Origin of the sequence: Collinsella sp. An2 (genome assembly GCF_002160065.1) — a bacterium.
Taxonomy (GTDB): Bacteria; Actinomycetota; Coriobacteriia; order Coriobacteriales; family Coriobacteriaceae; genus Limicola.
In genome coordinates this window covers 306,119-319,090 of the sequence record NZ_NFJW01000001.1, presented here as the reverse complement: position 1 = coordinate 319,090, position 12,972 = coordinate 306,119, and the positions used below count along the sequence as shown (strand labels likewise).

General features: G+C 59.6%; 10 protein-coding genes. 2 read left to right on the top strand and 8 right to left on the bottom strand.

Annotation, left to right across the window (positions count from 1 at the left end; all coding sequences use genetic code 11):
- The first annotated feature begins 22 nt into the window (after positions 1-22).
- Positions 23-496, top strand: coding sequence for a universal stress protein (locus B5F33_RS01485; RefSeq protein WP_087410009.1), 474 nt, complete (start codon positions 23-25; stop codon positions 494-496).
- Here B5F33_RS01485 and B5F33_RS01480 read toward each other — a convergent pair.
- The 8 genes from B5F33_RS01480 to B5F33_RS01445 form a co-directional block, all read right to left on the bottom strand.
- Positions 483-1,646, bottom strand: coding sequence for an MFS transporter (locus B5F33_RS01480; protein WP_087410008.1), 1,164 nt, complete (start codon positions 1,644-1,646; stop codon positions 483-485). The genes B5F33_RS01485 and B5F33_RS01480 overlap by 14 nt on opposite strands.
- 24 nt (positions 1,647-1,670) lie before the next feature.
- Complete coding sequence (locus B5F33_RS01475; protein WP_087410007.1) at positions 1,671-2,087, bottom strand: peptide deformylase; 417 nt, start codon at positions 2,085-2,087, stop codon at positions 1,671-1,673.
- A 452-nt stretch (positions 2,088-2,539) separates the two neighbouring features.
- Positions 2,540-3,091, bottom strand: coding sequence for a PTS glucose transporter subunit IIA (locus B5F33_RS01470; RefSeq protein ID WP_087410006.1), 552 nt, complete (start codon positions 3,089-3,091; stop codon positions 2,540-2,542).
- Between the two features lie 75 nt (positions 3,092-3,166).
- On the bottom strand, positions 3,167-4,246 hold the full coding sequence (locus tag B5F33_RS01465; RefSeq protein ID WP_087410005.1) for a cellulase family glycosylhydrolase: 1,080 nt from the start codon (positions 4,244-4,246) through the stop codon (positions 3,167-3,169).
- On the bottom strand, positions 4,246-5,676 hold the full coding sequence (locus tag B5F33_RS01460) for a 6-phospho-beta-glucosidase (RefSeq protein ID WP_087410004.1): 1,431 nt from the start codon (positions 5,674-5,676) through the stop codon (positions 4,246-4,248). Before B5F33_RS01460 ends, B5F33_RS01465 begins: the two co-directional genes overlap by 1 nt.
- Positions 5,677-5,799: 123 nt before the next feature.
- A complete protein-coding gene (locus B5F33_RS01455; protein WP_158095271.1) occupies positions 5,800-7,179 on the bottom strand; it encodes a PTS transporter subunit EIIC in 1,380 nt (459 codons plus the stop codon).
- Between the two features lie 379 nt (positions 7,180-7,558).
- Positions 7,559-8,296 (bottom strand): MurR/RpiR family transcriptional regulator, encoded by a 738-nt coding sequence (locus tag B5F33_RS01450; protein ID WP_087410002.1) that lies wholly within the window; start codon positions 8,294-8,296, stop codon positions 7,559-7,561.
- A gap of 457 nt (positions 8,297-8,753) precedes the next feature.
- The gene (locus B5F33_RS01445) at positions 8,754-11,360 is read right to left on the bottom strand and encodes an excinuclease ABC subunit UvrA (RefSeq protein ID WP_087410001.1); all 2,607 of its coding nucleotides are present in this window, start codon (positions 11,358-11,360) and stop codon (positions 8,754-8,756) included.
- 175 nt (positions 11,361-11,535) lie between these two features.
- On the opposite strand from B5F33_RS01445, the gene B5F33_RS01440 reads away from it, so the two are divergent.
- Positions 11,536-12,774, top strand: a complete 1,239-nt coding sequence (locus tag B5F33_RS01440; RefSeq protein ID WP_087410000.1) for an MFS transporter — start codon at positions 11,536-11,538, stop codon at positions 12,772-12,774.
- Positions 12,775-12,972: the final 198 nt, after the last annotated feature.

Below are 12,972 nucleotides of genomic sequence, written 5' to 3'. Positions count from 1 at the left end.
AACCCAAGTGGGAGGAGCAGCCATGTTGTTCAAGAACGTGCTTGTCCCCTACGACGAATCGGAGCACGCCATCAGTGCCCTGCACGTCGCTTTGGGGATGGTCGGAGACGACCCCGACGCGGAGGTGCATGTGGTCACCGTGGTATCCATTGGCGCGGTACCCGGCCCCTCGATTGACAGCGACACATTTGGCGACCCGTTGGCAAGCACCACTCCCCTGGAATACGACAGCGTCATGGGAGCAATCCTTCACCGTGTACGCGCCGACATGCAGGGCGTCATCAACGACGCAAAAGATGGGGCGACCTGCACGGTGACGCCTACGGCCATCATCGCGGGGTCGCCCGTCGAAGGCATTGCCGAATATGTGACCAGCCACGACATCGACCTGGTGGTCATGGGGCGCCGCGGCCTCGGCGCCCTGCGCGGCATGTTGGGCAGCGTGAGCTACGGCGTCCTGCGCTCGGTAGACGTGCCGGTGCTTACCGTAAAGTAGCCTCGACAGATCGGCGGCGTCCTCCCATCGTGGCGCAGCACACCACAAGTGCCACGGCGGCGATGGCGCCGCCCACCAGCCCGACCGATCCGATACCGACCGAATCCGTCACCATGCCGCCGAACCACGTGCCGCAGCCGATTCCCAGGTTAAAAAGCCCCGAGAAGATCGACATGGCAACGGCCGAGGCATCCGGCGGCGTCGCATGAATGATCTCTGCCTGGAAGGCCACATTGAACGCCGTGGCGCTCAGGCCCCAGATAAAGCAGATGCCAAACACCGCCGCCGGTGAGACGCCCGTCGCGACCATAAGCAGCAGGGCAAGCGAAAGGCCGGCGATCATGATGCGCGAAAAGCCCACGCGGTGTCCGTCGTAGAAACGCGAAAACAAAAGACTGCCTACGATACCTGCGCAGCCAAACACCATGAGCGCAGCGGTGATGGTACCGTCCGCAAGGCCGGCAATCTGCTGCAAGAACGGCTCGATATAGCTGTAGCCCGTGTAATACCCCGTGGCCGCCAGAATCGTTACCGCATAGATTGCCATGAGCGACCGGTTTTGAAGCAAGCCGGGCAGCTGTGCGAGCGTAAACGGCTCACCCTTCTCCAGGCGGGGCATCACGGCCATCATGAGCAGCAGCACGCAGAGCGCGACCGCTCCCACGCAGGCAAACGTCATGCGCCAGCCCACGGCCAACCCGATAACGCGCCCCAGCGGCATACCGAAGATCATAGCTACCGACGACCCCGTGACCACCATGCTCATGGCAGTGGAGGCATGCTGGTCATCGGCGATGCGCGTCGCCAGAGGCGAGGCGATCGACCAAAACACGGCATGTGCTGCTGCGACGAGCAAACGGGCGGCAACAAGCAGCGGAAACGTTGGCGCTGCGGCGGAAGCGGCCTGACCGGTAAGAAAGACCGCGATCACCACGAGCAGCAGCGTGCGCATGGGCAACTTCGAGCCCAAGATCATGAGCGGCAGCGACAACGCCATGACCGCCCAGGCATAGATGGAAATCATCATGCCTGCCTGCGCCTCACTGAGCGCAAACGATCCGGCGATGTCGGTCAGCAGCCCCACCGGCATGAACTCCGAAGTGTTGAACATGAACGCGGCAAACGCAAGCCCCACCAGGGGCAGCCACATCCTCACATTATGCTGCAACAAGCGTTACACCAGCTTGCCTGCGAGGTGATCAAGACCGTGCTGGACGATCTCGGCGGTCCAACCCGTCAGCTGCTTGGTGCGGCGCACGAGCCCGCCGTTCGAGAGCACCTGATACGAGACGCGAATCATCTTGTAGCGCTTGACCTGGCTGGGTTCCTCACGCGAGACGCAGCCCTCAACAGTCTCATAGGGCTGAATGGACGCAATCATCTTCGGGTTGTACATCACCCAGATGCGGCCGGCGTCCTCGTAGGCGATGACGGCCTTCGTGGAACCGATCTGATTGGCTGCCAGGCACACGCAGTCATCAAGCGACTCCATGGTGTCGCGCAGGTCCTGACCGATTTCGGCGTCCTCCGCAGTCGCAGGCTCGGCCGGCTTGCTCAGGAACTCCTCGTCCTTCACGATCTCTTTGATCATGACGATCCCTTCTTGTCGAGTCGATGTCCCGACGCCTCTCCCCTGGGCGTCGGCGGTCATACGCCCGATATGCTATCAGGTTGCGTGAGCGTCGCGGCGAGGAAACCTCGTGTTGCGCGCTTTCCATCAGTGCTGCGTACGCTCCGCCGCTCGTTGCACGCCCCTTGTCGGAGTTGCGTGCGCCTTGTCAGAGTCACGTGCGTCCGATGCGAGTTGCGTGCGCCCCGTCGCCGTTACGTGCGCCCTATCAAAATTGATAGAGGGTTTTGTCCAAAAAACGCCTCCCGAGAAGCCAGAAATGGACGAATCGCGCCCGCAACTTTCGTTTGGCGCACGGAACTTGAAAACGCCGCACGCAACTCGTGCCGGACGCACGCATCTATCAGCACGAGCGCACATCACGCACAACCACATAACAGGATCAAGACCGGATGAGGACGCTCGAGAAACCCCTATGAGCGCCGCACCGTTACGACAGGAGAGCCCGCAAGAACCGAGACCTCACCCTCAACAGCGAGCTCAACGTCGGCGAACGAGTCCGTGTTTGAAACGGCGAGCACCACACAGTCAGGATGTCCCGCCGCCCTAATCGCCAAACGATCCATGCGAATCAGCGGCTGGCCCGCATCTACATGATCGCCCGTCTTTACAAAACCAGTGAAGCCGGCACCGTTCATATCGACGGTATCCACTCCAATATGCACCAACACCTCGGTGCCATCGTCGCCGCTAATTCCTACGGCATGCCCCATAACAACCGTAATCGATCCTGACAAGGGAGCGTAGACGATGTCTGTATCTGGCCATATCGCACAGCCCTTGCCCAGTACTTCTTGGGAGAAAACAGGGTCAGGGACATCGGCCATGCGAATCACGCGACCTGAAACCGGAGCGCAAAGCACATCCCTCATAGCCGAAGCCTTCACCGAAGCAGGAGCCGCAGAATCAGCCCCACTGTCGCCTTTACCGACGGAAGAACGAATGAACCTATCGAACAATCCCATATCAACCCCCAGTACCATTCAGGCCAAACACGCCAAGCCCCAGTCCACATCAACGACGGGAAGCGCTGCGTCTAATTACAGCGATAACCAGCCAGCATTCACTACATTTCGAAAATCCCAAGCAGGCCTATCTGGGTCATCGACCCTGTAAGTGAAGTACACCCATCCTGCGCACTCAGAAAAAGTCGCTTGCTGAACCTCAGCGATGGCACGCCAATATCGATACGCGCGTTCTGACGACATGGCATTGAGGTCTCCAGGCCGATGCGCCAAGGTCCACTCGCCAACAAGCACCGGATGGTGCTGCGCCGCCGCGTCGAGGGCGGGAGCGAAACGATCCCACGCAAAACCAAAATAGTTGCGACAGAGATTGCGCTCTCCCAGTTCGTAACGTGCGAAGTTGAGATACTGATGCGTGTCGATCATAACAGCCGGGTACGCCGCGGGCGGCATAACGTCATCCCACTCGCCTAAGCGAAAGCCATCCTGCAGCACCACATATCGATCCTCTCCCATAATCGGAACAAGTAGTCGATAGGCTCGCTCGTAAAAATCACGAAGAAACGTCGAGGGAACCGCAGTAGATTTTTCAAGACGGTCGTCGTAACGCCCGCGGTAGCCACGCACGGCGTTAGCTAGAAACGCTTTGCTGGCCGGCTCGTTCACAGGCTCGATGCCAAAGAGCGCCGAGGATTTCGCGTATCGACTCGCGAGGCGCTCGAGAACATCCAGGGTAACATCAACGTTCTTCTCATCCTGGTGCCACGTGCACAGACCGCATACACCACCGTTTTCAAGACCGTTTGCACAGCCGGGCACGGTATGGAGGTCGATCAGGATGTCCAGCCCGTACCGTTCTGCCCACTCAAAGGCGCGATCAACATACTCGATGCAGCCCAGCCTGCCTTCCACATCCCCAAAGACGCTGTAGGGGACAGGCAGACGAATGAGCGAACAGCCCGCCTCGTGGATAAAGGCGAAATCCTTCTCGTCGATGAAGCTCTCACGATGCCGTACAAGGCGGTCGCAAGCCTGTTGCCAGCCGAGCTCCTCGTAAAACTCCCGTTCGTCAGCCGCAGCAATCCCCTCAAATAGATTCGGCGTAATCCACCGCTCGAGCGCAAGCCATCCGCCGAGATTCACGCCGCGTATCATCACAGCTCCTCGCCATTCGTCTCTATCACATGCTGATACCAATAAAACGATTTCTTCCTGCGTCGCTCGAGCGTGCCATGCCCTTCGTTGTCGCGATCAACGTAAATCATGCCGTAGCGCTTCTCCATTTCGCCGGTGGTGAAGCTGACCACGTCAATGCATCCCCAAACGGTATACCCGATAACTTCGACCCCCTCATCTACAACAGCGCGCTCGAGAGCGGCAATATGTTTACGGAGGTAATCGATGCGGTAGTCGTCGGCGATGTAGCCGCTCTCATCTGGAATGTCGTACGCACCGAAACCGTTTTCCACCACAAAAAGCGGAACCTCGTAGCGCTCGTAGAGCGTCGCGAGGGTGTATGTGAGTCCCGTAGGATCAATGTTCCATCCCCATGCGCTCTTCTCGAGATAGGGGTTGGAAACCGACGATTCAAATCCCCGTTCGTCGGCATCTCCAGTAGCCCCCGCCCGTGACGCAGAGGACATGTAATAGCTCAACCCGATGAAATCGACGGTTCCCTCTCTAAGGGCCTCGAGATCGCCGTCGTGGATATCGATCTGAATGCCCTCGCGCTTCCACTGTTTACGTATGTACGCAGGATAATGCCCACGCAGATACACATCGGTAAACAAGAACCGGTCATGCATGGCATCGAGCGCGCTCATCTGGTCTGCAGGGTCAGCGCTTGCCGGATAAATCGGCACCCACGCCACCATACAACCGATCTTCATCTTCGGGTCGATTTGACGAGCCAGCTGGCGAGCCCGAGCGCCTGCAACGAGCTCGTTGTGCACCACCTGATACATCACCTGCCGTCGGTTATCGGCCGGCGTATAGGTGACGCCTGAATTGGTGAACGCGTAGATGTCGCGCGTCACATCGGTTTGATTGTTGATCTCGTTAAACAGCATCCACCAACGAACCTTATTGTGATAGCGCTTAAATATCACTTCACAGAAACGAAGGTAGAAGTCAATGAGGCGGCGATCACGGAAGCCTCCGTACTCTTTTGCCAGGTGATAGGGCATCTCGAAATGGCTAATGGTAACCACCGGCTCGATCCCCCGCGCATGCATTGCATCAAAGAGCTTGTCATAAAAGGCAAGACCAGCTTCGCTCGGCTCGTCCTCGTCTCCGCGCGGAAAGATGCGCGACCAAGAAATCGATGTGCGAAAGCAAGAGAAGCCCATCTCTTGAAAGAGGTCGAGATCATGCTCGTATGTATGGTAAAAATCGATACCATCGTGGTTGGGGTAATACTCGCCAGGAAGCACTCCGTTTGTGATACGCCGCGGACGATGGGGGCCACCAGCCGTCATGACATCGCATACGCTAGGCCCACGGTCATCAACGTTCCACGCCCCCTCAATCTGGTGCGCCGCAACGGCACCTCCCCAGAGAAACCCCTCGGGCATCTTCATCGGCATTTTGGCATCGGCCTTCCTCTTACCATTGCGCATCCACACGCACAATCTCTTGCTTTCTGAGGCGCTGCGCCGCCATCGGCGCCACGAGGCGCTGGCATGAACCGATGCCAGCGCCTCTTCACGCTACATTTCCTCGGCGATGGACTTGCCGCCGATGAACCATGCGGCGATAAACGACGCCACGATGGAAACGACCATGACAATCGCTGCGGCAACGATGTTGCCCACAGGATCGGTGCCGCCCAAGAACATCGCGATGGAAGCGAGACCCGGGCCGGAGATAGCGAACGCCTTAAGCGACAGCAAACCCGCTACGAGCGCGCCAATTCCTCCTCCGATCATAGCTGCGGCGAACGTTTTCTTTGACTTGATGGTGCAACCGAAAAGCGCCGGCTCGGTGATGCCCATAAGAGCCGTGAGGCTGCTCGACAGAAGCTGGCTGCGCTTGTTGGTATCCTTGACCCTCAAACCCACTGCAAGGGCGACGCCGCACTGACCCATGTTGCACGCAAGAGTCGCCGGGAACATGAGCGGATCATAGCCGAACTGCGTAAACATCGAGATGGTGATCGGGGTGAAGCTCTGATGGATGCCCGTCATGCCGATAAAGGGACCAAGCACTCCAATCAGAATGCATCCAAAGATGCGAGCGTTCGTCACAAGCCACTGCAGGCCAATGGCGATGATGTCGCCAACCCAAGCTCCAAGCGGTCCAAGCACCAAGATGCCGATGACGCCACAAATGAAGAGCGTGAGCAACGGAGCGATAAAGTACCGGATAGGCGCCCAAACATGCCTGTACATCCACTTCTCGATCGGGGCCTCGATCAGCGCAATCAAAATGATGGGAATGACGCTTGCCGAATAGGTAAATTTGGTAACCGGAAGCATGAAGAAGGAAACCGGGTCTTCACCAGAGAGCATCGTCATGAAATCCGGATACAGCAGAAGGCCCGCAAGTCCCAGCACAAGCGCAGGATTGCCGCCGAACTTCTTCGCCGACGTGAAGCCAATAATCATGGGCAGGAAGTAGAAAATCGCGTCGCCCATGGCATACAGGATGCGATACGTCGCGCCCGTCGTATCGAGCAGGTTGAACGCAACAACCGCCGCAAGCAGTGCCTTGAACATACCGGCACCCGTGATGGCGGGAAGCGCCGGTGCGAAGATCTCAGTAAGGGTACTGATGAGCCGGCTGCCCCAGCCGCCCTTCTTAGCTTCGGCACCTTCATCAGCCGCGACCTCGGGCTTGCGCTCGGCACCCGTGATGCCAATCACCTCGTCGTACACATCGGTGACTTCGTTGCCGATGATGACCTGGAATTGGCCACCTTGTCTCATGGTGCCGCGAACCCCATCGATGCCTTCAATCTTCTTGACGTCCGCCTTGTCGTCGTCAACAAGATTGAACCGCAGTCGGGTCGCACAGTGCACGACTTCGGAAATGTTTCCGACGCCGCCGACGGCATCAACGATGCTCTTCGCCGCATCCCGATAATCCATATGCTCTCCTCCCATTGAAAAAACTGTGCCTGGGTTGAAGCGTTGCACGTCGCTTTTCCCGGTGCATCTGTTATAGGCCTTAACCAGGCATTTTGTTGAGGTAAACGGATATTGGGTGACTTGTTTCCCATAAAAGCGACCTGTTTTTTACAGGCAACAGCCGTTATTTCCTCCCCGGGCGCGACCGGTTACAAACCCTCCGTGAGCGGTCAAAGCAAGCGAAAACACAAGGACGCAAGAGATCGCCCAACGTCAACAAAAAACATGGCATGCAAACCTTGACGGCCCAGGCATGAACAATGGAGCCGAGCCTTGTGAACACGGCAGGCGAAGCCAAGCATTTCAAGACTCGTCGGCATATCCCTGACGAAGCATCGACCTACTCTGAGGCCGGGGCGCCATCCTCGAGCATGCGATAACCGAGCTGCTCCACAAGATACAAAATGGGAACCTGCGTTGTAAGGTCAAGCGTGCCTTTCTTCACTTGCGTGAGATAGCAGCTCAAATGGTAATCGGCAAGCCGTGCCAACGTGCAGTTTTCACTCATCGTAATGCTCACGATGGGACAACCACGAAACTTGAACTTGTTTGCAATGTCCAACGTCTCAGTCGTCTCTCCTGAAACGGAAATCACCACTATGGTGACCGGAAGATCCTGGCTGATTTCTGCAGGATGGAATGGATCGGTAACGCTTAGGCTGAAGGCACCGGCATTCGAAAAATAGCGTGCGGCATATTGCGCTGTGAACGCCGAGTTTCCTACGCCTACAAAAATGATGCATGGAGCGGCCTTGAGCACCGATGCCACCTGATCGATTTCTGCCTGGTAGGAAGAATCACCTACGCGCTGGAAGAAATGCGTGATTTCACTCGCATCGTAACGCTGTCGATGCCCCGAAAGATATCGACGATAGTCTCGAAATCTCAGCCGAAACTCGGCAAAACCGTCGCAGCCCATCTTCTTGCAAAAATGAAGAACCGTCGTCGTAGACACATGGGCCGCCTCAGCAAGGTCGCGAATTTTCATATAGCAGGCATCTTCCTGATGCGTGGCAACATAGCGGTAGACACATAGCTCGAGTTCATTCAGACTCTTGATCTCATCGACGGTAAACACGCTGGCCTCCCTATATCGCGACCCCCTTCTTCACATCCTACCTGATACCTTGCCTAGAGACAGGTTGCGCGAACATCGCGGCAAGGAAACCCCGTGTTGCACGCTTTCCATCAGTGTTGCGTACGCTCCACCGCTCGTTGCGCGCCCCTTGTCGGAGTTGTGTGCGCCCGATGCGAGTTTCGTACGCCCCGTCGCCGTTGCGTGCGCCCAGCAAAAGTTGATGGAGGATTTCGTCCAAAAAACGCCTCCCAAGGGGCCCGAAATGGCTGAATTGCGCCCGCAACTTTCGTTTGGCGCACGTAACTTGAAAACGGGGCACGCAACTCGTGCCGGACGCACGCAACTATCAGCACGAACACGCATCAAGCGGACACATGACGGCATCGCGAGCCCGGCGCTGCTTACAGGCCAGGCTTTACGGCCTCAATTTTCCAGACCCGATTCTTCAGACCCAGTTTTATAACCCCAGCTCCTCGGCGATGTAGCTGCCGGTGATGCTATCGGAACATGCCGCGACCTCCTCGGGCGTTCCCGCACAGACAACACGTCCGCCGGCATTGCCGCCACCGGGCCCCATGTCGATCACGTAATCGGCGTTGGCAATCATGTCCAGGTCGTGCTCAATCACCACAACGGTCGCGCCGTTGTCAATCAAGCGCTGCAACACGCCAAGCAGCACCTCCACGTCAAGCGGATGCAGGCCGATCGTCGGCTCATCGAACACAAAGAGCGCGTCTGCCTGGTTGCGGGTGAGCTCGCTGGCGAGCTTGAGACGCTGCGCCTCGCCACCCGAGAGCGCCGGGGTCGCCTCGCCAAGCGTGAGATAGCCAAGACCCAGGTCGGAAAGAACCTGCAGCTTGGCCTTGGCCGACTTGAGCTTGGTTCCCGCAAGGATGGCGCGGGCCTCGTCCACCGTGCAGGTGAGCAAATCGGGAAGACTGACGCCCTCGGCGAGAGAGCGCTCGACGCGGTCGTCCCCCGCTTGGGCACCTCCGGAGGATGCCCCACGTGACGCCTGGCCTTCGTCGGGACAGATGAGCCGTATCTCGTAGGCCGCTCGTGCATATCGTCCCCCATCGCAATCCGGACAGGGAATGTCCACGTCGGGCAGAAACTGCACGTCGAGCGAGATCTGCCCTGTGCCGTCGCACGTAGGACAGCGGAGAGATCCCGTGTTATACGAGAACACCCCTGCCTTGTAACCCCGCTCGCGAGCATCGGGCAGCTTGGCGTAGGCGCGGCGCAGGTCGTCGAGCACGCCAGAATACGTGGCAACCGTCGAGCGCACGTTGGCACCAATAGGCGTCGCGTCGATGAGGTTCGCCCGAGCGATACCCGCAGCGCCCACAGACCGCACATGCGACGGCAACGCCTCCCCCGCCGCCTCCGCCTTGAGCGCGGGTATGAGGCTCTCGAGCACCAGTGTCGTCTTGCCCGAACCGGAAACACCCGTAACCGCAGTGAGGCGTCCGCGCGGAATCTCGACCGACAGCGGCTTCACCGTGTGGATGGCGTCCGTCTCCAGACGAATGGCCCCCTGCTCGAACACCTGGTTGGAAGCAGCGCGCTCACGCGTGCGAATACGTCGCTCGCCCGAGAGAAACGGCCCGATACGCGTGGCCGACGCCGCCTCGACCTCTTCGACCGTACCCTGCGCAATGACCTGCCCGCCTTCGGCGCCCGACCCGGGACCGATTTCGATGAGATGGTCCGCATGGCGCAGCACGCGCACGTCGTGGTCTACAAGCACCACCGAGTTGCCGTCGTCCAACAGGTCGTCCACCACCCCAAGCAGTCCCTCGACATTGGAGGGATGCAGGCCGATCGACGGCTCGTCCAGCACGTAGAGCACGCCGCAGGTGCGGTTGCGCACGGCACGCGCCAACTGCACGCGCTGACGCTCACCGGTGGAAAGCGTCGAGCTCGCGCGGTCGAGCGACAGATATCCCAACCCCAGCTGTTGCAAACGCTGAACAGGCTCCTCCATTTCGGCCACGATGGACTGAGCCATGGGGCGCAGCTTGGCGGGCATGAGGGCAGGCACGCCGGGCACCCAGCGACTCAGCTCGTCCAACGTCATCGCGGTCGCATCGGCAAGCGTCATGCCGTCAATCACGGGACCGCGCGCCGCCTCCGACAGGCGCGTGCCGCCACAGTCGGGGCACACGTCTTCGCGCAGGAATTTCGCCACGCGCGCGAGGCCCTTCTCGTCCTTGGCCTTCGCAAGGGCGTTTTTCACCGTGTTGACGGCGCTGTAGTAGGTGAAGTCCATCTCGGCGAACGCATCGCCCTTTTTAGCCTTATAGAGGATGTGCTTCTTCTCCATGGGTCCGTGGAACACGATCTCGCGCTCCTCGGGCGTAAGCTGGTTGAACGGCACGTTCGTGCGCACGCCCATGGCGCCGCAGACCTGCTTCATGAGGTCCCACATGAGGCTTCCCCACGGAAGGACTGCCCCGTCATCGATGCTGATGGACTCATCCGGCACAAGGCTCGCCTCGTCCACCGTGCGCACCACACCGGTGCCGCCGCACGTTGGACACGCACCGGCGCTGTTGAAGGCCAGGTCCTCCGCGCCGGGCCCAAAGAATTCGCGACCGCAGCTAGGACATGTGATGGGCTGCATGAGCGCCACGGCCATGGAAGGCTCGGCGTGCGCGCCGCAGTGCGGGCAGCGGTGGCTACCCAGGCGCGAGAACATAAGGCGCAGGTAGTTGAGGAGCTCGGTCGAGGTGCCAAAGGTGGAGTGCACGCTGCCGATGCCGGGGCGCTGTCGCAGGGCGAGTGCCGCTGGCACGTGGCGCACCTCGTCCACGGTGGCGCGGGCCGCCTGTGAAATGCGACGCCGCGTATAGGTGGAAAGCGCGTCCAGGTAGCGGCGGGAGCCCTCGGCGTAGAGCGTACCCAGAGCAAGCGAGCTCTTGCCCGAGCCCGACACGCCGGCGATGCCCACCAGCTTGCGCAAGGGAATGTCGACGTCGATGTCCTTCAGGTTGTGCACGCGCGCGCCACGCACCAAGATGGCGTCCGGCGCCTGACGGCGCACTCGCTTGCCGTTGCCCATGTGATTCTCCTCAAACCCACGACGATTGCAAATGCTCGGAATATCGATTGAGACCATCTTACGCCGCTTCAAGCGAGACTGAGTCTCCACGATGCAAGACGTGCATGAATGCCCCTGTTGCCCCTGCTACAATACGCGTTGCCCTCTGCCATACAGAACGTCTTCGGGAGCCATCATGTCCGATATCACCTCCGCGTCATCGAGCGCATCTGCCGACCGCGCCGAGCGCCTTACACCCCACGCCCTTGTCTGTGTGGCGCTGCTCACATTGCTGGGTTTTTCGCTCGGGTGCTCGGAATTCGTGGTCATCGGCATCGAGACCGAACTTGCCGAAACCTTTGGTGTGAGCATCGCTCGCGTAGGCGAGCTCATCAGCTTCTTCTCCATCACCTACGCGGTGTGCACCCCGCTGCTTGCAATCGCTACGGGGCGCTTCAAGCGTTTTCAGCTGCTTGCTGCCTATGCGGTTATCTTCATCCTTTCGAATATCGCCATGGCGTTCGCGCCCAGCTTCGAGCTTCTTCTGGCGGCCCGCGTGCTCTTGGGAGCGGTCTCGGGTGCCCTGCTGGCAGTTGGCGTCACCTTTATTCCCGAGCTTGTCGGCGTGCAGCGGACATCGATGATGATCTCTATCGTGTATGCTGCGTTCTCCGTAGCCATGGTGATCTCGACCTCGGCAGGCAAGATGATTGCCGAGACCATGGACTGGCATGTGGCCATGATGGGCGTTCTCGTACTTGCCGTGGTCACGAGCGTGGCGCTGCTGCTGGTGCTGCCACGATCCGGCAGCACCGACGAACCCGCCACCATGCGCGAGCAGGCGGTCCTTTTCTGCGAGCCCCAGATCCTGACTGGCATGGCTATCTTCATTTTTGGCGTGGGCTCGGTCTATGTGTTCTACGGGTACGTCACGCCGTATCTGGAAACCATTTTGGGCATGGACGCGCTCGGGGCCAGCACGGTCCTCATGGCATATGGCGTGGCTTGCTTCTTCTCGAACCTGCTCTCGGGGTGGTTCGATGCCCGCGTAGGCATGAAGGCGCTGCTGGCAAGCTTCCTTATCCAGGCAGCGCTGCTCTTTGCGCTTTTCCTGCTGGGGCCGACCATGCCGGCCGCGCTTGCGATCGTGCTGCTCATCGGCCTTTCGATGTATGTCGTCTCGGTGCCGTGCATCAGCCTGTTTATGAGGGTCGCGCGCCAGCGGCACCCCAAGGCGCTCACGCTGGCCAGCTCGCTTGAACCCATGTCGTTTAACACGGGGATTGCGTTTGGCACGGCCGTGGGTGGCGCAGTGGTATCCGGGCCCGGCATGGCGCAGGTGGGGCTTGTAGGCGGCGCGTTCTCGCTCGTTGCGCTCGCCCTTGTTGCAATCACGCTGCTGCTGGACCGCCGGACGCGCCGCCAGGCGGCCTAAAGGGGTCGCCGCCGACAAGTGGCATTGGCCTGCGCGGCGGCGTTCGCCGCGCAGCATCCGAGCAGCCATCCGCGCCGGTCTGCACGGTCGCCCTCGCCTTGCCGCAATCCGCACCGTGCCGCACGTAGCCTCGCATGAGAACCCGCCCCTCCATGGGTATCATGAGGGAAACCTTCCTCGCGAAAGGACGAAAGGACC

Excerpts from the sequence above, each read along its gene's own strand:
- B5F33_RS01485 (WP_087410009.1), top strand. The coding sequence starts at position 23 with ATGTTGTTCAAGAACGTGCTTGTCCCCTACGACGAATCGGAGCACGCC.
- B5F33_RS01480 (WP_087410008.1), bottom strand. The coding sequence starts at position 1,646 with ATGTGGCTGCCCCTGGTGGGGCTTGCGTTTGCCGCGTTCATGTTCAAC.
- B5F33_RS01475 (WP_087410007.1), bottom strand. The coding sequence starts at position 2,087 with ATGATCAAAGAGATCGTGAAGGACGAGGAGTTCCTGAGCAAGCCGGCC.
- B5F33_RS01470 (WP_087410006.1), bottom strand. The coding sequence starts at position 3,091 with ATGGGATTGTTCGATAGGTTCATTCGTTCTTCCGTCGGTAAAGGCGAC.
- B5F33_RS01465 (WP_087410005.1), bottom strand. The coding sequence starts at position 4,246 with ATGATACGCGGCGTGAATCTCGGCGGATGGCTTGCGCTCGAGCGGTGG.
- B5F33_RS01460 (WP_087410004.1), bottom strand. The coding sequence starts at position 5,676 with ATGCCGATGAAGATGCCCGAGGGGTTTCTCTGGGGAGGTGCCGTTGCG.
- B5F33_RS01455 (WP_158095271.1), bottom strand. The coding sequence starts at position 7,179 with ATGGATTATCGGGATGCGGCGAAGAGCATCGTTGATGCCGTCGGCGGC.
- B5F33_RS01445 (WP_087410001.1), bottom strand. The coding sequence starts at position 11,360 with ATGGGCAACGGCAAGCGAGTGCGCCGTCAGGCGCCGGACGCCATCTTG.
- B5F33_RS01440 (WP_087410000.1), top strand. The coding sequence starts at position 11,536 with ATGTCCGATATCACCTCCGCGTCATCGAGCGCATCTGCCGACCGCGCC.